Genomic DNA, 20,110 nt, shown 5'->3' on the forward strand with positions numbered 1-20,110 from the left:
AAGAATATATCTATTATGATGTTGAAAAAATTCTTGACTAGGGGTGACTAATTTGAACTTCGATTTAACAGAAGAGCAAACCATGTTATATAAAATGATCCGAGAATTTGCAGACCAAGTCGTTGCTCCAGGTGCGGCTGAAAGAGATCGGACGAAAACATTTCCAATTGATGTTTTTAAACAATTAGCTGAAATGGGAATAATGGGGTTACCTTTTCCAGAAGAGTTTGGCGGTGCAGGTGCAGATACTATTAGTTTTGCAATTGTTACAGAGCAGTTAAGCCGTGCTTGCGCTTCAACTGGAATTACTTACTCTGCCCATATATCACTTGGTGGTGTGCCAATTGCTCTTTTTGGTACGAAAGAACAAAAAGAAAAATATTTAGTCCCAATTTGTACAGGAGAATCTTTTGGTGCTTTTGGATTAACAGAACCGAACGCAGGGTCAGATGCAGGGGGTACGGAAACAAAAGCTGAAGATAAAGGTGATCACTTTGTCATTAATGGATCCAAAGTTTTTATCACGAATGCAAGTTTCGCCAAACACGTGGCGATTACTGCAATTACAGGCAAAGATAACGGCAAGAAAGAAATTAGTGCGATTATTGTACCAACTGATTCAGAAGGATTTACAATTAAAAGTGATTATGAAAAAATGGGACTAAACGCATCAAATACAACCGAATTAATATTTGAAAATGTTAAAGTCCCAAAAGAAAACCTTTTAGGAAAAAGAGGAGACGGCTTTAAACAGTTTTTAAAAACGTTAGATGGTGGGAGAATTGGAATCGCTGCCATGGCTGTAGGAATTGCACAGGCAGCATTTGATAAGGCGATAAACTATTCAAAGCAAAGAAAACAATTTGGTAAGTCATTAGCACAATTTCAAGCAACACAGTTTAAACTAGCTGATATGGCGGTTAAAATAGAATTAGCTCGCAATATGGTGTATAAAGCTTCTTGGTTAAAGGACCAAGGAAGACCATATAGTAAGGAAGCTTCAATTGCTAAGTATTATGCTTCTGAGATTGCGATGGAAGTTTGTGATGAAGCAATACAAATACATGGTGGTTATGGGTATATTAAAGAGTATGAAGTGGAAAGATATTTAAGGGATGCAAAATTAACGGAGATTGGTGAGGGAACATCTGAAGTGCAAAAGTTGGTCATCGCGAGGCAAATTTTACAACTTTGACTTATAATTGTCGATTTTGTGTCAAACCCTGTAAAAGTTGTCGTTTAGGTCTTTTCGTTTTTGGAAATATGCAGTACAATAATGATTGTTGACTAGATTCTATATTAATAGATGTAGAAAAATTGATAATAAAAGGGAGGGTAACCAATGAAAAACAATCCAATTATTCCTTATATTCTAATCATGGTATTCGGTATCGGACTTATCTTCTTCATGTCATTAGAAGGTGTAGGAAACAAAGAAGAAATCGCTGGTGGTCACGAAGGTGCTGCAGCAGAAGAAGGCGGCGAAACAGCTGGTGGTGCTGATGGTGAAGCATTAGTAAGCGCTTGTATCGGTTGTCACGGTGGTGATTTAACTGGTGGTATGGGGCCAAGCCTTGTTGGTTTAGATGCTGAACATATCGTTGATGTATTAGAAAACGGTATTGAAGGTACTCCAATGACTCCAGGTTTAAAAACTGGTGCTGAAGCGCAAGCAATCGCTGATTACATTTCTTCATTACAATAATATTTTTCCACAAATCCTTAGTTTAAAAACGACTAAGGATTTGTTTTTTTATATAATAGAATTGGTCAAATTTAGAAAAAGGCGGTAAGTTATGAACGCACAGAAATTATCAAAACGATTAGAGAAGGTGGCTTCTTTTGTACCAACTGGCGCAGTTGTTGCTGATATCGGGAGTGACCATGCTTATTTACCATGTTATTTAGTACATCAAAAAATCGTCAGTAAAGCTATTGCGGGTGAAGTAGTAAAGGGTCCGTATGAATCGGCATTTAGACAAGTTAAACTTGAAGGATTAGAGGACAAAGTAGTAGTCCGTTTAGCAGATGGATTAGAAGCAATACAAAAAAATGATCATGTTGATACGATTACAATAGCTGGAATGGGCGGACCATTAATCGTATCAATTTTAGAAAAAAATCCTGATGCATTAAATTCCGTAACACGACTCATTTTGCAGCCTAATATACATGCGAAAGTGATTAGAGAATGGGCAATACGCAATGGGTGGGCTATTTTAGACGAAGTAATCTTAGAAGAAGATGAGAAGATATATGAAGTATTAGTATTACAACGGGGCGAAATGACATTAAATGAACAGCAGATTCTCCTTGGACAACATTTACTTGCTGAAAAAAATGAAACATTTCTTAAAAAATGGATAAGAGAAATTGAAAACTGGAAACGGGTTTTACAATCTATCGAACAAGCAGAACAAACAGCAGAAATAGCAGAAAAACGTAAAGAGCTACACCATCTAATACAACTAGTAGAGGAGGCGATAAAGTAATGAAAAAGCCAAATGGAAGTGAGATTATCCAACTGTTTGAAAGTTGGTCTCCGAAAAAAATTGCATGCATGGAGAATGATCCAATTGGCCTTGCAATCGGTACGTTAAACAAAGAAATTACTAAAGTTCTTGTTACATTGGATGTCAATGAGAAAGTAGCAGATGAAGCGATTGAAAAGGGGTGTCAATTAATCATTGCACATCATCCGCCAATCTTTCGCAAACTTTCAAATTTACGTACTGATACGCCTTCTGGTAAGTTATATGAAAAGTTGATAAAAAATGATATCGCTGTATATGCAGCACATACGAATCTAGATGTTGCAGAGGGAGGAGTAAATGATTTATTAGCAGATGCTCTTGAACTTGAAAACCGTGAAATTTTAGAGAAAACATATCATGAACACTTAATGAAACTTGCAGTGTTTGTTCCAGATGACTATGCTGACAAGGTTCGTATTGCATTATCAAAAGCTGGAGCAGGAAAAATCGGAAATTATGATTCGTGTAGCTTTTCTACGAATGGACAAGGTCGTTTTAGAGCGTTAGAGGGGGCAGATCCTTTTATTGGGAATATTGGTGAAATGGAGACAACGGATGAGGAAAAAATTGAAGTTGTTTTTCCACATTCAATAAAAAATAAGGTATTGAAAGCGATGTTAAATGCCCATCCATACGAAGAACCAGCATACGACATTTATACGTTAGCCGTTGAGACGAATATAATGGGCCTAGGTCGTATTGGATACTTAAAACAACCAATGTCATTGGCAGCATTTGCTGAGCATGTTAAAAATAGATTAAATGTACCATGCGTGCGTGTTGTTGGAAATACAGAAGAAACTGTTTCGAAAGTAGCGGTTGTCGGAGGAGACGGCAATAAATATATACACGCTGCAAAAAGAGCAGGTGCTGATGTTTTCGTAACAGGAGATATGTACTTCCACGTTGCTCAAGATGCACAGAGTATTGGATTAAATATAATTGATCCAGGTCATCATGTGGAAAAGGTAATGATAAAAGGTGTTGCCGAAAAGATGGGGCAATTATGCAGTGAAAGGAAACTTGCAGTGCAATTTATTCAATCTGAAATTAATACAGAGCCGTTTATTTTCATATAAATCGGGATTGTTTAGGAAGTGATAAAGTGGGAAATAACGGAAAAGTTTGGGTTATGATTGGTGTTATAATGGTGATTGTTGGAATTGGATTTCAAATTTTCTTCTCCATTGTTTCAGAAAAACAAATTGATCAACTTATTAAAGAGTGTGAAAATGATGGAGGGGAAGCAGTTGTTGAAAAAAACGGCTTCATCATTACAACATCCTATGAATTTAAATGTAATAAATAATAAAAGCAACTTGTCATCCTCTAAAATGACAAGTTGCTTTTTATCTTCTCGAAAGCTGTGCGAACTCTGTTTTTATATTAATGTGCGCGTTCTGCTTTTAATGAATCATATTGCGCTTGATCAAATTCTTTTTCTGATTTTGATACAACAACTGTTGCAAGACCGTTACCGATTAAGTTTGTGACAGCACGAGCCTCTGACATGAAGCGGTCAACACCGATTAATAGTGCGATACCTTCAACCGGAATCATTGGGAATGCTGCTAAAGTTGCTGCTAACGTGATGAAACCTGAACCTGTTACACCTGCTGCCCCTTTAGATGTAATCATTAAAATCCCTAAAAGCGTTAAAATTTGTATCCAAGTTAATTCAACATCATACGCTTGTGCAATGAAAAGTGCTGCCATTGATAAGTAAATAGCTGTTCCATCAAGGTTGAATGAATAACCGGTTGGAACGACTAGACCAACTGTTTGTTTCGAACATCCGAAGCGTTCTAATTTACGCATTAAAGATGGTAATGCTGATTCAGATGAAGATGTTCCTACAACTAGGAAAATTTCATCTTTAATATAAGCGATAAATTTGAAAATATTGACACCGTAATATTTTGCAATTGAACCTAAAACGAACACGATAAATAAGAACATTGTAGTATATACTGCCGCCATTAATAGACCAAGGTTACCTAAAGATTTTAAACCGAAGTTACCAATTGTATATGCCATCGCTCCGAAAGCACCGATTGGAGAGAATTTCATAACCATTCCAACGATTTTGAAGAAAATTTCAGAGACCTGTTCAAAGAATGTAATGACTGGTCTAGACTTTTCACCTAGTGCTGCTGCTGCCATACCGAATAATACTGCTGCAAATAATGTAGGTAATAGTTGTCCATTTGCGAGGGCACCTACAAAATTATCAGGAATAATACTAGCTATGAAAGCACCAATGCTATGGTCTGTTTCAGTAGCTGCAGTTGTGTATTTAGAAATATCTGCATCTCCAGCAGATGATGTATCTAAACCATCACCAGCATTTACAATTAATGCAACTGCAATACCAATTGCAAGTGCGATAGTAGATACGATTTCAAAGTATAGTAAAGCCTTACCACCGATTTTACCGACTTTTTTCATGTCACCCATGCCACCGATACCAATTACAACTGTTAAGAAGATAATAGGTGCAATCAACATTTTAATTAATTTAATAAATAAATCCGCTAATACTTTTAAACCTGCTCCAAACTCTGGCCAAATAGCCCCAACAATAATACCTAAAATAATTGCTACAATAACTTGAAATGTTAAATTTTTTAATAACTTCATATTCTCACATCCTCTTTTTATATAATGTAAGCAATCTATGTTATCGCTTTCACTTGAACCTATCATAACGAAAAGTTTTCTGAAATTGCTGTTTAGTTTTTAAAGAATATATCGTTCATTTTGTTCATTTACTTGTGATTAACATCACAAAGAAGATAACATCAATGTTTTTACTGTTATATTACTGTTCTAGCAATTCTTTTAGTTGTTATAGAACAAGTGAAAAGGAGCTACCTATTTTCATAGATAACTCCTTTTTGTTCGTTTTGTTCATTTTTTGATAATATGTTCTTTATTTAGTTCTTGTAAAAGTTCATGTAGATATTGTTTATTGACTTGATTTTCATAAATTTCATATATAGGTTTGATTTTTTTCTTCCATTGATTTCTATCGGATTCTTGTAATTCGTAAATTTTAACATTATTCATTTGTTTTAGATCGTTTAAATCTTTCTCATTCATTAGTTGAGCCTGATCAAATTGCCAATCTTGAATTTCTTTTAAAGATTCTATAATGATTGTTTGTGTATTCTCATCTAAACTATTCCAAAAACTTTCATTCATCATAACAGCATAGCAAAGTATACCGTGATTTGAGAGAGTAATATGGTTTTCCATCGTGTAAAAACGTTTCGAATAAATATTCGAGATTGTATTTTCCTGTGCGTCTATATGTTTATTTTGCAAATCATAATAAACATTACCAAAGGATGTGGGGATAGGGTCTGCACCTAAAAGTTTAAATTGCTGTTTTAGTATATTACTTGGCATCATACGAACACGTTTTTCGTTAAAATCCTCTACATTTAATATCGGGGAAGTGGAAGCAACTTGTTTAAAACCATTATTCCAAAATGTTAATCCTTTAATTTCAATATTATCTAATTCTTGTAATAATTTGTCACTTAAAGAGCCATTTAAAACTGTTTTTAGTTGTTCATTATTATCAATAATAAAAGGAAGATCGAGTACTTGCCAATTTGGCAATGAAGCAGTCAATTTCGAAAAAGTTGGAGCAATCATTTGAATTTCATTTGCCTGAAGTGCTTCGAGTTCGGTTTCATCGTTGTAAAGCATACCGTTTGGATAAATTTTTACAATAACACGACCATTGCTCTTTTCTTCAACTAGCTGAGCAAATTTCTCTGCCGCCATTCCCTTTGGCGTGTTTTCTGCCACTACATGACTAAAGTGAATAGTAATTTGGTCATCCAATCCTTGCTGTTCATCATCATAGGGCAAGCTAGTAGATGAAAAAATATTTTGACGATATCCAAATAGTACGATTAATATTATGATGGTAACGAAAGAACCAGATAAAAAATATTTCATAATGTTTCACCACTAAATTTTTTTTGTATTTATTTATTATAAACAAAAAAAGAAAGATAGAGACAGATAAAAATACGAGGAGGAGTAAAATGAATAAACGTAAACTATCGATGAATGGAAAAATTATGTTGTTAACGTTTTTCATTATTGCTTTTTCCTTTTTGATCGCTGGAACTTTTGTCATTGGAAGTGTGCTAAAAAAACAGGAGGAAAATATCGGCCAAGAAGCAATGTTAATTGCTCGTACAGTTGCAAATTTACCAGAAGTTAAGAGCAGTTTAGCACATGACAACTTTAAAACTGCATCAACAAAAATTAATGAAGTAGTTGAAGATATACGTTTTATTAATCGAGCTGATTATATTGTTATCATGAATATGGAGCGGAAGAAATTTTCACATCCATCAAAAAGTGAAATTGGTAAAATAAGCAAATCAACCGATCTTGACGCGGCCTTTGCAGAACACTATTACATTTCAAAAGCTAAAGGTGAAGAAGGGACAACATTACGAGCTTTTGTGCCAATAATGAACGAAAAAAATGTCCAAATAGGAGTAGCATTAGTTGGTTTCACAATCCCATCTTTTACAAAATTTATTTTACAATTCCAAAATGAATTACTTATTACAATTGCATTGACGATTGTATTTAGTATTTGGGGAGCTCATACATTAGGTAGGCATATAAAAACGCAAATGTTCGGATTAGAACCACATGAAATTTCAAGGTTATATGTAGAACGTGCTGAAACCTTTAACGCAATGCATGATGGGATTATAGCAGTGGATAAAGATTTAAATATCACTGTCTTTAATAAAAAAGCGAGTGAAATATTAGGCGTTACGGGAGACCCTACTGATAATATCGGGAAAAATATATACGATGTTTTACCTGATACAAGATTACCAGAAATCTTTTTTTCAGGAAAACCTGTATATGACCAAGAACTCTATGTTAATGAACATAGTATTTTGAGTAACCGTGTCCCCATTTTAGTTAATGGGAAAAAAGTAGGAGCAGTTGCAGTATTTAAGGATTTAACGGCTGTTAAACTACTTGCAGAGGAGTTAACGGCTGTTAAACTACTTGCAGAGGAGTTAACGGGTGTTAAAGCATTTGTACAAGCTTTGCGAGTGCAAACTCATGAATATAAAAACAAACTTCACACAATTGCAGGTTTACTTCATTTAGGTCATACAAAACAAGCTTTAGAGTACCTTTCACAAGTAAAAGAAGAGCATGAAAATGTTACAAAATTCTTAAATGAAAGAATTTATAACGAAAATATATCCGGCTTATTATTAAGTAAAATAAGCAGAGGAAAAGAATTAGGGATAACAGTAACTATTGATAAAGAGAGCAGATTTACAAAGTTCCCAGAAAAGCTAGATCACCATGATTTTGTTATACTCTTTGGGAATCTAATAGAAAATGCCTTTGATTCTTTAGTTTTGGTGGACAAAGAGGATAAAGAAATAACAATCTCCATCGATGATAACGATGGGTTATTAGCGATATTAGTAAGCGATAATGGTACGGGTATGCCCGATGAAGTAAAGTTGAAACTATTTGAAAAATGGTTTTCAACTAAAGCGAAAGAAAATCGAGGTATCGGTTTATACTTGGTGAATGAAATCGTCAATAAAGGAAATGGGACGATTGAAGTCATTAGTGAGCTAAATAAAGGTACAACATTCTTAATTACATTTGAACTCTAGGAAGGAGGGAATGCTATGATTAATGTTTTGCTAGTAGAAGACGATCCAATGGTGAGAGAAGTGAATCGTCAATTTATTGAACGGGTTGAAGATTTTAAAGTGATTGCTATGTGTAGCAATGGAGTTGATGGCTATAACAAAATAGTAGAGTTAAAGCCAGACCTCGTCATTATGGATATTTTTATGCCTGAACAAGATGGATTAATTACCTTACGAAAAATTCGTACAGATAATTTTCCAGTTGATGTGATAACCGTTACGGCAGCAAATGATATGCAAACCATTCAACAGATTTTGCATCTAGGCGTGTATGATTACATAATGAAACCTTTTACTTTTGAAAGAATGCAACAAACACTTTTAAATTATAAAAACTTCAAACGGCTAACAACTGGTGCACACGATGTTACTCAAAAAGAACTGGATGAGATGATACATCCATATCGTGATGTAGAAGATACCAATGATAATGAATTAAATATGATGATGGAACTACCAAAGGGTTTTAATCGTTCTACCTTAAACAAAGTTTTAAAATTTATTAAGGATTCAAAGGAAGGTGCTTCTGCAGATGATGTTGCAGCAGCAATTGGTGTAGCGAGGGTAACTGCTAGAAGATATTTAGACTTCCTTGAAAAACAAAACTTTATTAAAGTAGATGTTCATTACGGTGGTGTTGGACGGCCAATTAATCATTACTTTGTTTAAAATTTTCAATACTACGCGATAAAAGTATTCGTACCATTAGTTAAGTGGTTGCGAATACTTTTTTTGACTAGCATTTAATTCATCTCCACCTGAGAAATCCGTACATTTATCAGCCTGCTTGCATATGATAGCTTTTAGAACAACTACGTTTAAGTTGCAAGAAAGGAGATATGTATGCGTCCTTCTAGTTTTAACCATAATATGCCACGTGGTCATAATTTTCCTCCATTCCCTAGACAAGGACCAGCACCAATGCCACGTGGACCGATGCCAAACTTCGGATATCGACCACCAGGACATTTTCAGCCAGGAATGATGCCACCACCAGGATTTCAACCAAGGTCTGGGCCTGGTTTTCAGCAAGGGTTTCAACAAGGTCCACAACAACCACCTTCTCAATCGCCTAAACTAGACTCTTTTATGAATACAGCAAATAAATGGTTAGCAACAGCACAAAGTTTTCAACCATTAATACAACAAGCGACACCGATGCTACAAAATTTACCTGCATTGTGGAAATTATATAAAGGGTTCCAATCCACACCGAAAAATACAGAAGAAGAGATTTTTGATGATGAATTAGACGATGAGCCATACTACGAACCTGAACCTGAAAAACCGAAAAGAAGAAGAGAACGACCGTCTCAGCGTGTGCGTTCCGAACAAACAGAACAAAAGCATAAGCCAAAACCGAAACCTATAACTTCACAACCATCTATGCCACGTATATTCCAACCTCCCTACCATTTTGATTAGAAAAATAGAATGATGTTTTGTATTCAACGTGTCACTCCGTTATAATAAATCTATGTAACAACAAAAGGAGTTGGCATGATGCAAGTCATTAAAATAAATCCACGAGGCTATTGCTATGGTGTTGTCGATGCTATGGTGATCGCACGTAATGCCTCATTAGATAAAACACTACCGAGACCAATATATATACTAGGAATGATCGTTCATAATAAACATGTAACAGATGCTTTTGAAAAAGAAGGTATAATCACATTAGATGGTGACAATCGCAAAGATATTATTGAACAAGTTGAACAGGGGACGGTTATTTTTACGGCTCACGGTGTTTCTCCAGAAATTCGTGAAATTGCTAGAAAGAAAGGCCTTGTTGCAATTGACGCAACTTGTCCTGACGTTACGGTAACCCACGATTTAATTCGTGAAAAGTCTGCTGAAGGCTATGATATTATCTACATTGGTAAAAAAGGGCATCCCGAACCTGAAGGAGCTATCGGAGTTGCACCTGACCATGTTCACTTAGTTCAAAATGTTGAAGATGTTCATGTGCTAGATTTAAAGAATGAAAAATTATTAGTTACAAACCAAACGACGATGAGTCAATGGGATGTAAAACATTTAATGGATTTACTAAAAGACAAATTTCCACACATAGAAGTTCATGAGGAAATTTGCCAAGCAACACAAGTACGTCAAGAAGCGGTTGCTGACCAAGCTGGGCAAGCCGATTTATTGATTGTAGTAGGTGACCCACGCTCGAACAATTCCAATCGATTAACACAAGTGTCGGAGGAAATTGCTGGCACGCCATCATATCGAATTGCCGATTTATCTGAGCTGAAAATCGAATGGTTAGATGGAATTAATACTGTAGCTGTTACTGCGGGTGCTTCTACGCCAACGCCAATTGTGAAGGAAGTTATTACGTTTTTAGAAAAATTTAATCCTAAAGATCCGTCTACTCATGAAATTAACCGAACAGTTACTTTGGATAAAATTTTACCTAAAATTAAAGAACCGAAGCCTGTTGAAAAAATATTACCATTTTAATCAATTTAAAATTTACCAGGATGAATTTTATCCTGGTTTTTTTCTTTTCTTTAAAAAGGGGATAACTGTCCATGACACATTATTTTAATGAAGAACTTTTTAACTTTTTCAACTATTGATGTATTGTTTTGTGAATTTTCTAAAACCCTTGATATAAGTGGGCCATTCAGGTGGATTGTTGTGCTTTATATTTCCATAATGGTACAATATGAAACATATTAGGAGGTACGAAATATGTCGAAGTATACGGATTATGATTTTAAGCCATTTTTAAGACAGGCAGTTGAAAAACTTGGCTTTGTTGAACCAACACCTATTCAAAAGGAAATGATTCCTTTAATTTTGAAAGGTAAAAGTGCGATTGGACAAGCACATACGGGTACAGGGAAAACGCATAGTTTTTTATTACCAATTGTGCAAAGAATCGTTGAAGAGAAACAAGAAGTTCAAGCAGTGATCACTTCACCAACACGTGAATTAGCTCAACAAATTTTTGATGCATTAAACCAGCTTATTGAAGAAACTTCTATTCAATCGAAATTATTTATCGGGGGGACAGATAAGCAACGTACAATAGATAAATTAAAAACTCAACCACAAATTGTTGTTGGAACGCCAGGACGTATTCGTGATCTAGTGAAAGAAGGGGCATTACTAGTCCATACTGCATCCATTTTAGTTGTTGATGAGGCAGATTTAGCTTTTGATATGGGATTTATTGAAGATATAGATGGATTTGCTTCGGTTATGCCAGAAAATCTAGAAATGTATGTGTTCTCAGCAACTATTCCAGTAAAACTACAACCGTTTCTAAAAAAATATATGGAATCGCCAATCCATATTCAAATGAATGATAAACGTCCAGTGGCAGAAAATATTGAGTTTGTTTTAGTGCCAGTACGTTCAAAATCGCGTAATAAACGACTATTAGAAGTGATTGAAGCGATTAATCCATTTTTAGCTGTTATTTTTTGTAACACAAGAAAAAATGCAGAGGCCGTTGCTGCATTTTTAGCAGAAGAAGGAATTCGTGCTGGTCAAATTCATGGCGACCTTAGCCCACGAGATCGTAAAAAAATGATGAAACAAATTCGCGATTTAGAATTCCAATATATCGTTGCAACTGATTTAGCTGCACGTGGTATTGATATTCAAGGAATTTCCCATGTAATTAACTATGAAATTCCTGAAGACCTTGAATTTTTCATTCACCGTGTAGGTCGTACTGCACGCGCGGGAAATAAAGGAGTAGCAATCACTTTATTTGAACCAGAAGATGAAGATGCAATTGTTCGTATTGAAAAGATGGGCATTCCTTTTGAACAAAAAGATGTAAAAAAAGGCGAATGGATCGAACTAAAAGAACGTCATGCCCGCCAAAAACGAGTAAAGCACGAAAATGAAATTGACAAAATCGCAAAAGTCCGTGTTCATAAACCGAAAAAAGTAAAACCTGGCTATAAACGAGCGATGAAATGGGAAATGGAAAAAATTAAAAAGAAAGAACGCAGAAAACGTAATCGCACGAAGTAATAGGGGGAAAAGAGAATGTTGATTGGTTCACACGTTTCGATGAGTGGGAAAGAAATGCTTCTTGGTTCAAGTAAAGAAGCAACTTCCTATGGTGCATCCACTTTTATGATTTATACTGGTGCACCTCAAAACACTCGCCGTAAACCAATAGAAGACCTTAATATCGAAGCTGGTCTATCTCATATGAAGGAAAATGGTTTATCAAATATAGTGGTACATGCTCCATATATTATTAATATTGCAAACACAACAAAGCCTGAAACTTTCGCTTTAGGTGTAGAGTTCTTACAAAAAGAAATTGAACGTACTGCAAGCATTGGAGCTACGCAGATCGTGTTACATCCCGGTGCTCATGTCGGTGCAGGAGTAGAAGCTGGAATTGCCAAAATTATCGAAGGATTAAATGAAGTGTTAACGACGGAGCATCCAGTTCAAATTGCGTTAGAAACAATGGCTGGAAAAGGCACTGAAATTGGTAGAACTTTTGAAGAACTTGCTCAAATTATTCATGGTGTTACACATAATGAACGTTTATCCGTTTGTTTCGATACGTGTCATACTCATGATGCAGGTTATGATATTGTTAACGATTTTGATGGAGTTTTAGAGCAATTCGATAAAATTATCGGGTTAGACCGCATTAAAGTCGTACATGTCAATGATAGTAAAAATGTTTGTGGCGCAGGAAAAGACCGTCACGAAAACATCGGATTTGGCCATATCGGATTTGAAGCTCTGCACAGTATCGTTCACCATGAAGTACTGATAGATATTCCAAAGATATTAGAAACACCATGGGTCGGGTCTGATGCAAAAAATAAAAAAGCACCATATAAATATGAAATCGAAATGCTGCGAACTGGCCAATATAAACCAGAAGAAATTCAAAGCTTAAATGATTAATAACCAAATGCACTGAGCACATTAAGCTTAGTGCATTTTTTATTTTCAATTTTTTTAGTTGGACATTGGAGGTATAGATGAAAAAGAACATTATCATATTTTTCTTTTTACTATTTATGACTGTACCGATAAGTCAGCCACGTGCATCACTTAATCTAGAAAATGTTGTTCAAAATCGATTAGGAAATGACAATATAAGTGTTTCAGTACGAGACGTGGTAACAGGTGAAATTCTTTACGAAAAAAATGGAGAAATAGCAATGAAGCCTGCATCCACCTTAAAGCTACTTACTGCTGCAGCAGCGTTAGACATTCTCGGTTCAAATTTTCGTTTTCATACAAAGCTTTATATTGATGGAGATATTGAAGGACAAATTTTAGATGGGGATATTTACATTAAGGGTGAAGGAGATCCAACCCTACAAAAACGCAATTTTGAAGCCTTTGCAGATGCACTAAAACATTATGGTATTCAAAGTGTAACAGGAAACCTTTATGGTGATGATACGGTCTTTACTGGGTCTCAATTAACTCCAGGGGTTGCAACCTCAGATGAAAGTTATTATTATGCAGCGCGGACTACTGCCTTAACGATGTCTCCCGATAACGACTATGATGCTGGTTCAATAATTATTCATGTCACTCCATCTTCCATTGGGAAAGCACCAATAATTCAGGCTGACCCAAGTTTAAGTGGAATGACGGTTATAAATCAAGCCAAAACTGTAGCAGCACGTGAAGAGACGACAATCGAAATTGAAAGGCAACATCGATCAGATACAATTGTTATCACAGGCAATGTCCCAGTAGGAGAACCTTTTAAAGATTGGGTAACGTTATATGACCCAACAATCAACACGCTACATGCGGTTAAAGAAACCTTTGAAGATTCTGGAATATCTTTTGCTACTAAGAGTGAAATAAAAAGGAAAAAAGTACCCATAGACGCTCAAATGATTTATGCGAAACACTCGGTACCATTAAAAAACTTAATTGTACCATTTCTTAAGCTTAGTAATAATAGCATTGCAGATATACTTGTAAAAACAATTGGTAAAGAAACATATGGAAAAGGACGAACAGATTATGGTGTAAAGGCTTTAACATCATACGGTACGGCGATTGGACTTAAAATGGATCAATGGAACTTAGAAGATGGCTCCGGAATATCTCATGAAAATAGGGTAACAGCTAATGAACTTTCACACTTACTAATAAAAGTAAAGTATGAACCGAATTTTAAAATCTTTTATGAAAGCTTACCTATAGGAGGGAGAAAGGACCGTTTAATTGGTGGTTCTTTAAGAAAGAGATTCCAAGTCGAGCCATATAAAAATCATGTTGTTGCAAAAACTGGCAGCATATCTGGTGTTTATACATTAGCCGGATATGTGAAATCAAATAGTGGGAAAACATACGCTTTTACTATCATGACGCAAAATCAATCTATCCCTGCACTTAACTCTATTGATGAAGTTGTTAAAAATATCATTTCTAAATACTAATAGGCCTAAAGATTGTCTAAAATGCAATCTTTTAGGTCCTTTTTTATACCTTTTTTGCAATGGGAATTTATAGTCTATTAATTATGTTAATATTATGCTATAAAAATAATGGGATCGTTCTTATTAATAGAAGAGAAATTGTTTAAGAATTTGTCAGGATTCTACTATTAATTGATTGGAGGTAACTATGAAAAAGAAACTTACCATATACATACTAATTTTCGCGCTCTTTTTAAGTAACGTATTATTCGTCAATAATGCGAAAGCCGCATCTAGTTTAGACGCTACCGTTCAAAACTCGTTAGGAAACTCAAATATTAGTGTTTCTTTACGTTCATTGCAAACAGGGAAAGTGTTGTATGAAAGAAATGGAGAAATTGGTCGAAAGCCCGCATCCACAATGAAGCTTTTAACTGCCTCAGCTGCACTTCATACATTGGGACCCGATTTTCGGTTTAAAACGGAACTCTATATTGATGGTGAAGTAAAAAATAACGTTCTAAATGGTGATGTATACATAAAAGGTGGAGGCGACCCTACCTTAAATAAAAAAGATTTCTCAAGTTTTGCGGTTGCCCTTAAACGCCAAGGTATTCGAACGATAAATGGTAACGTTTATGGAGATGACACACTATTTTCAGGATCTCAACTTACTCCAGGTGTTGTACCTGAAGATGAAACATATTATTATGGAGCTCGTACATCAGCTTTAACAATGTCTCCAAATAGCGATTATGATTCTGGTACAATCATTGTTAACGTAAAACCATCTAGTGTTGGCCGTGCTCCAAACGTTACAGCAGAGCCAAATCTAAGTGGGATGCAAATTTTAAATAAAGCAAAAACTGTAAGAAAAGGTCAAAGAAATACGGTAAAAGTTATTCGCAAATATCGAACAAACCAAATCGTTATTACTGGTAATCTTCCTGTTGCTAGCTCTACAAAAGAATGGATTACACTACAAGATCCAACCATTAATACACTTCACGCAACAAAAATTACTTTAGAAAGTACGGGATTAAAATTTTCAAAGACTAGTAAAGTAACGAGAAAGGCAGTTCCGGAAAGTGCTACTTTACTTTATACGAAAAGTTCTATTCCACTAAAAACGTTAATGAATCCATTTTTGAAGCTAAGTAATAACAGTATTGCTGATATCTTAGTGAAAACAATGGGGAATGAAGTATATGGGAAAGGTCATATAAGCTTTGGCTTAAAAGTATTAAATGACTACGGAAGTTCGATTGGCTTAAATATGAATAATTGGAAATTTGAAGACGGCTCCGGCATGTCCCATCAAAATCGTATTTCAACGAATGAATTATCGTTATTGTTACTCAATGTTCGTAATGAACAAAACTATAATTTACTCTACAATGCATTACCTGTGGGTGGACAAAAGGATCGTTTAGTTGGAGGTACTTTACGAAAACGTTTTACGCAAGCACCTTATCTGAATCAAGTTCATGCCAAAACAGGTAGTCTTACAGGCGTCTATACTTTAGCTGGATATATTACTGCAAAAAGTGGACGTACATTTGCCTTTGCTGTTATGACTCAAAATCAATCTTCAAATCAAATAGACGAGATTGATGCAGTAGTAAGGAAGATCTACCAACTCTATTAAACAAAGTTGAGGTTTACCAATTTAGGTAAACCTCAATTTTGTTTGTAAAGGTCATAATATTGCAGAAGTTTTTTTAATTTTTTCTTTCCGATAATTTTCTCAACTTCTTTTAAAAAGGCTTTTGGAATTCCTGTAATAATCCAGGTAATGTTTGCTTTATTTACTAATGGACGTAATCTAACAACTTCTTCAATCGTCAATTCTACATCATATTGCCTAGCAAACTTTACAATCTCTTTATCAGACATTGATAAAAAAGCTTCAATTAATTCAAATTGCTTCACACTTTCATCCTTTCAAAATTAGCAATAGTCACAACAATTCCAAGGTTCTACTCTTTACTTTTACTCTATAATCAACTATACTATCAAAATGTAAATCGTAATGATTATGAATTAGAAAGAAGAGATCACATGAGCAAAACAATTATTGAAATGAAAAATGTATCTTTTCAATATGAATATACGCAAGTTTTAAACAATATTTCTTTCAAGGTGAATGAAGGGGATTTTCTTGCCATTTTAGGGCCAAATGGTTCAGGAAAATCAACACTATTAAAAATTTTACTAGGATTATTAAAACCACTTGCAGGCGAAATTAAACTTTTTGGTCAACCAAACGATACGTTCCGTCATAGAGAATGGATTGGTTATGTTTCACAAAAATCCAATGCATTTAATTCTGGTTTTCCTGCTACCGTTGAAGAAGTTGTTAAAAGTGGCCTAGCCAAAAAAGTTGGGTTGTTTAAACGTATGCCGAATGATGCTGCGAAACAAGTACAAGATGCATTAAAAGCTGTTGGCATGGAAAGTTTCCGTGGAAAAAATATTGGAGAGCTATCAGGTGGTCAGCAACAGCGTGTGTTTATAGCAAGAGCCCTAATTGCGAAGCCGAAAGTATTAGTATTGGATGAACCGACAGTAGGAATTGACCATGAAAATGTCCAATCGTTTTATGATATGTTGGTTTCATTAAACAAGGAACAAAATATTACAATTATTTTAGTTACCCATGATGTAGATACAGTTTCTAATCGAATTAGTCATGTTGCCTGTCTTAATCAGACAATTCACTTCCATGGGTATAAACAAGAGTTTGATGAAATTTCTCAAGAACAGCTAGACAAGTGGCAAGGTCATGCAGTAAGAAAGATTCATTAAAGAGGAGAAGGTAAAAATGATTGAAGCAATATTACAATATGAATTTTTACAAAATGCCTTTTTCTCAGGGCTTATTATTGGGGTCATTGCACCACTTTTAGGAGTGTTCATTGTTGTTCGTAGAATGTCACTCATAGCGGATGCACTATCTCATGTAACATTAGCAGGTATTGCAGGAAGCTTATATTTGAGTCAAACGTTTACAATGTTTTCTCTTCTAAATCCAATTTACCTAGGAATTGTAGCATCCGTAAGTGGATCAATTTTAATTGAAAGACTTCGAACTCTTTATAAACATTATGAAGAGCTTGCAATCCCGATTATTATGTCGGGCGGAATCGGATTAAGTGCAATCTTCATTTCATTAGCAAGTGGATTTAATACCGATATTATGAGTTATTTATTTGGATCGGTTTCGGCAGTCTCAAGGCAGGATTTATGGGTTGTTGTAGCGATTGCTTTCGTTGTTTTTCTTTTTCTTTTTACCTTTTTTAAAGAGATGTTCGTTTTATCCTTTGATGAAGAATTTGCAAAGGCAAGTGGTTTGCCAGCAAAATCGATCCATCTCTTATTTATGGTCGTTGTAGCACTAGTTATTGCAGCAAGTATGCGTATTGTAGGGATTTTGCTCGTTTCTTCCTTAATCACTTTACCAGTAGCAGCTAGTATGCGTGTTGCAAAGGGATTTAAACAAACCATCCTTTTTTCCATCCTTTTTGGTGAGGCTGCAGTGTTAATTGGGTTAGTAAGTGCATTCTACTTAAATCTTGCACCAGGAGGAACAATTGTCGTAACATCGATTGTTATTTTATTAATTGTGATACTTGGCAAGAAATTAGCATTAAAAATAAAAGCAGAAAGGGTCTAATTTACTGTGAATATTACACGGGCGTGGGAGATATTAAAAAATAGCGGGTATAAGAAAACCGACAAAAGAGAACTAATATTAAATATGTTTGACGAGTCCGAAAAGTATTTAACGGCACGCGATTTGTTAACTGTATTAAAAAAAGACTATCCTGGCATGAGTTTTGATACGATTTATCGAAATCTAACGACATTTGTTGAACTAGGGATTTTAGAAGAAACAGAGTTAAACGGTGAAAAAAACTTCCGTATGCAATGTGAATCAGAGCATCATCATCATCATTTTATTTGTATGGATTGTGGGAATGTAAAAGAAATACCAGTTTGCCCTATGGAAATGATGAGCGAAAAATTGCCGGACTATACCATTGAATCCCATAAATTTGAAATTTACGGAAAATGCCCAAACTGCCAATAAATACTCGAAACAACCTAAATACGATTAGTTGTGATAAAAGTATATTATTTTAAAAATTCGTATGTTACATTACTTTATAATTGAATATTCTTGCAGGGAAAAGATGCAAAATGATGCTTAATGGGGAATTCGGTGCGATGCCGAAGCTGTGTCCGCAACTGTATGTGTTTTAATTTGGGAGATGCCACTGTCGATAGGGGTGTAGAAGGTCTCAAAATGATAAACATGAGCCAGAAGACCAATCTTTTTCTTATCGTAACACACCTCTTCGGAAATAAAGAGAATGTACGGCAAATTTTTGAATATAAAATACTATTTAAATATTCCATAAGTTATTGCCATCCATTCTTGGGTGGCTTTTTTATTATTCAATTTTACTAGAAGAAAGAGGAATTATAATGAAAATTTATAAAAAGTGGTTAGCGGCATTCGTTTTTACAATTTTATTAGTAGGATGTAATAGTGAGGACTCGAATAAAGCAAAAAATGACACACCAAACGAAGCTACCTATACTGTAGAAGATGACCGTGGTGTTGAAGTAACGTTTGAGGCTATTCCACAATCTGTTATTTCATTACAACCGAGCAATACAGAAATATTATTTGAACTAGGTGTTGGAGATAAACTAATTGGTGCAACAGAATATGATACATATCCTGAAGAAGCAAAAAAGATTGAACGCGTGTCAGATACAATCACAGTTAATAATGAACGTGTTATAGAATTAAATCCAGATGTTGTTTTTGCCTTTACGATGGGCGATGAAACACAAGTAGAGCAATTAGAAAGTGCTGGCATTAAAGTATTTGTCATTAAATCTGCAGCTTCTATAGAAGATGTTTACGGAGATATTAAACAAATTGCTGAAGTAATGGGTGTAGAGAAGGAAGGACAAAAAGTAGTAGCAAACATCCAATCACAAATTACATCTGTTCAGGAAAAAATTGCTTCATTAGAAAAACAGAAAAAAGTTTATTTTGAAATTTCACCAGCTCCAGATATTTGGTCTGTTGGTTCAGGCACATTCCAACAAGAATTAATATATAGTGCCGGCGTTGAAAACTTATATATTGATCAACAAGGATGGTTTGCTGTAAGTGAAGAAGATTTACTACAACGTAATCCAGAAGCTATTATTACAACAGTTAACTCGGAAGATCCGATTGCTGAAATGTTATCTCGACCAGGTTGGGGTGTATTAACAGCAGTGCAAAATAAAGAAGTGTACCATTTGAATGCCGATATTTTAGATCGTCCAGGTCCTCGTATTGGTGAAGCAGTTGAACTTATAGCAACATCCATTTATCCGGATTTATTTAAATAATAACGTTTGAAGCAAATTCTTCCAAAGGGAATTTGCT

Annotated in this window: 20 protein-coding genes and 1 riboswitch; of the genes, 17 read left to right on the forward strand and 3 right to left on the reverse strand. The window is 35.0% G+C overall.

Going from position 1 to position 20,110, the window contains the following annotated elements:
- Nucleotides 1-52: 52 nt before the first annotated feature.
- The 5 genes from CRO00_RS15370 to CRO00_RS15390 all read left to right on the forward strand — a co-directional run bounded on the left by CRO00_RS15370 (nucleotide 53) and on the right by CRO00_RS15390 (nucleotide 3,843).
- Nucleotides 53-1,195 (forward strand): acyl-CoA dehydrogenase, encoded by a 1,143-nt coding sequence (locus CRO00_RS15370; protein WP_097074548.1) that lies wholly within the window; start codon nucleotides 53-55, stop codon nucleotides 1,193-1,195.
- 147 nt (nucleotides 1,196-1,342) lie between these two features.
- Nucleotides 1,343-1,705 carry a c-type cytochrome gene (locus CRO00_RS15375; RefSeq protein WP_097074549.1) on the forward strand — a complete coding sequence of 121 codons (363 nt, stop codon included), beginning with the start codon at nucleotides 1,343-1,345 and terminating at the stop codon, nucleotides 1,703-1,705.
- 91 nt (nucleotides 1,706-1,796) lie between these two features.
- Nucleotides 1,797-2,492, forward strand: coding sequence for a tRNA (adenine(22)-N(1))-methyltransferase (locus tag CRO00_RS15380; RefSeq protein WP_097074550.1), 696 nt, complete (start codon nucleotides 1,797-1,799; stop codon nucleotides 2,490-2,492).
- Nucleotides 2,492-3,613: a Nif3-like dinuclear metal center hexameric protein gene (locus CRO00_RS15385; protein ID WP_097074551.1), complete on the forward strand. Its 1,122-nt coding sequence runs from the start codon at nucleotides 2,492-2,494 to the stop codon at nucleotides 3,611-3,613. Before CRO00_RS15380 ends, CRO00_RS15385 begins: the two co-directional genes overlap by 1 nt.
- A gap of 26 nt (nucleotides 3,614-3,639) precedes the next feature.
- Nucleotides 3,640-3,843, forward strand: coding sequence for a hypothetical protein (locus CRO00_RS15390; RefSeq protein WP_097074552.1), 204 nt, complete (start codon nucleotides 3,640-3,642; stop codon nucleotides 3,841-3,843).
- Nucleotides 3,844-3,920: 77 nt separating this feature from the next.
- Here the strand turns inward: CRO00_RS15390 and CRO00_RS15395 are convergent, their stop codons facing one another.
- A complete protein-coding gene (locus CRO00_RS15395; protein ID WP_097074553.1) occupies nucleotides 3,921-5,174 on the reverse strand; it encodes a dicarboxylate/amino acid:cation symporter in 1,254 nt (417 codons plus the stop codon).
- 270 nt (nucleotides 5,175-5,444) lie between these two features.
- On the reverse strand, nucleotides 5,445-6,506 hold the full coding sequence (locus CRO00_RS15400; RefSeq protein WP_097074554.1) for a DctP family TRAP transporter solute-binding subunit: 1,062 nt from the start codon (nucleotides 6,504-6,506) through the stop codon (nucleotides 5,445-5,447).
- A gap of 89 nt (nucleotides 6,507-6,595) precedes the next feature.
- On the opposite strand from CRO00_RS15400, the gene CRO00_RS15405 reads away from it, so the two are divergent.
- The 8 genes from CRO00_RS15405 (at nucleotide 6,596) to dacB (CRO00_RS15440) (ending at nucleotide 16,303) form a co-directional block, all read left to right on the forward strand.
- Nucleotides 6,596-8,224, forward strand: coding sequence for an ATP-binding protein (locus CRO00_RS15405; protein ID WP_097074555.1), 1,629 nt, complete (start codon nucleotides 6,596-6,598; stop codon nucleotides 8,222-8,224).
- A gap of 15 nt (nucleotides 8,225-8,239) precedes the next feature.
- Nucleotides 8,240-8,932 (forward strand): response regulator, encoded by a 693-nt coding sequence (locus tag CRO00_RS15410; RefSeq protein WP_097074556.1) that lies wholly within the window; start codon nucleotides 8,240-8,242, stop codon nucleotides 8,930-8,932.
- Nucleotides 8,933-9,106: 174 nt separating this feature from the next.
- Nucleotides 9,107-9,688 (forward strand): VrrA/YqfQ family protein, encoded by a 582-nt coding sequence (gene vrrA, locus CRO00_RS15415; protein WP_097074557.1) that lies wholly within the window; start codon nucleotides 9,107-9,109, stop codon nucleotides 9,686-9,688.
- A gap of 78 nt (nucleotides 9,689-9,766) precedes the next feature.
- Nucleotides 9,767-10,735 carry a 4-hydroxy-3-methylbut-2-enyl diphosphate reductase gene (locus tag CRO00_RS15420; RefSeq protein ID WP_097074558.1) on the forward strand — a complete coding sequence of 323 codons (969 nt, stop codon included), beginning with the start codon at nucleotides 9,767-9,769 and terminating at the stop codon, nucleotides 10,733-10,735.
- Between the two features lie 234 nt (nucleotides 10,736-10,969).
- Entirely contained in the window at nucleotides 10,970-12,268 is a 1,299-nt protein-coding gene (locus CRO00_RS15425) for a DEAD/DEAH box helicase (RefSeq protein WP_097074559.1), read from the forward strand.
- A 15-nt stretch (nucleotides 12,269-12,283) separates the two neighbouring features.
- Nucleotides 12,284-13,171: a deoxyribonuclease IV gene (locus CRO00_RS15430; RefSeq protein WP_097074560.1), complete on the forward strand. Its 888-nt coding sequence runs from the start codon at nucleotides 12,284-12,286 to the stop codon at nucleotides 13,169-13,171.
- A gap of 77 nt (nucleotides 13,172-13,248) precedes the next feature.
- Entirely contained in the window at nucleotides 13,249-14,676 is a 1,428-nt protein-coding gene (gene dacB, locus CRO00_RS15435) for a D-alanyl-D-alanine carboxypeptidase/D-alanyl-D-alanine endopeptidase (protein ID WP_097074561.1), read from the forward strand.
- Nucleotides 14,677-14,863: 187 nt separating this feature from the next.
- Nucleotides 14,864-16,303 (forward strand): D-alanyl-D-alanine carboxypeptidase/D-alanyl-D-alanine endopeptidase, encoded by a 1,440-nt coding sequence (dacB, locus tag CRO00_RS15440; protein WP_097074562.1) that lies wholly within the window; start codon nucleotides 14,864-14,866, stop codon nucleotides 16,301-16,303.
- Between the two features lie 32 nt (nucleotides 16,304-16,335).
- On the opposite strand, the gene CRO00_RS15445 is transcribed toward dacB (CRO00_RS15440), so the two are convergent.
- Complete coding sequence (locus CRO00_RS15445; RefSeq protein WP_097074563.1) at nucleotides 16,336-16,587, reverse strand: DUF2624 family protein; 252 nt, start codon at nucleotides 16,585-16,587, stop codon at nucleotides 16,336-16,338.
- Between the two features lie 129 nt (nucleotides 16,588-16,716).
- On the opposite strand from CRO00_RS15445, the gene CRO00_RS15450 reads away from it, so the two are divergent.
- The 4 genes from CRO00_RS15450 (at nucleotide 16,717) to CRO00_RS15465 (ending at nucleotide 20,073) form a co-directional block, all read left to right on the forward strand.
- Nucleotides 16,717-17,463 (forward strand): metal ABC transporter ATP-binding protein, encoded by a 747-nt coding sequence (locus CRO00_RS15450; RefSeq protein ID WP_097074564.1) that lies wholly within the window; start codon nucleotides 16,717-16,719, stop codon nucleotides 17,461-17,463.
- A 16-nt stretch (nucleotides 17,464-17,479) separates the two neighbouring features.
- Entirely contained in the window at nucleotides 17,480-18,331 is an 852-nt protein-coding gene (locus CRO00_RS15455; protein WP_097074565.1) for a metal ABC transporter permease, read from the forward strand.
- A gap of 6 nt (nucleotides 18,332-18,337) precedes the next feature.
- Nucleotides 18,338-18,748, forward strand: a complete 411-nt coding sequence (locus tag CRO00_RS15460; RefSeq protein ID WP_097074566.1) for a Fur family transcriptional regulator — start codon at nucleotides 18,338-18,340, stop codon at nucleotides 18,746-18,748.
- 84 nt (nucleotides 18,749-18,832) lie between these two features.
- Nucleotides 18,833-19,009, forward strand: a riboswitch (cobalamin riboswitch).
- Nucleotides 19,010-19,146: 137 nt separating this feature from the next.
- On the forward strand, nucleotides 19,147-20,073 hold the full coding sequence (locus CRO00_RS15465) for an ABC transporter substrate-binding protein (protein ID WP_097074567.1): 927 nt from the start codon (nucleotides 19,147-19,149) through the stop codon (nucleotides 20,071-20,073).
- The last annotated feature ends 37 nt before the right edge of the window (nucleotides 20,074-20,110 follow it).

This window comes from Ureibacillus xyleni (assembly GCF_900217795.1).
GTDB lineage: Bacteria > Bacillota > Bacilli > Bacillales_A > Planococcaceae > Ureibacillus > Ureibacillus xyleni.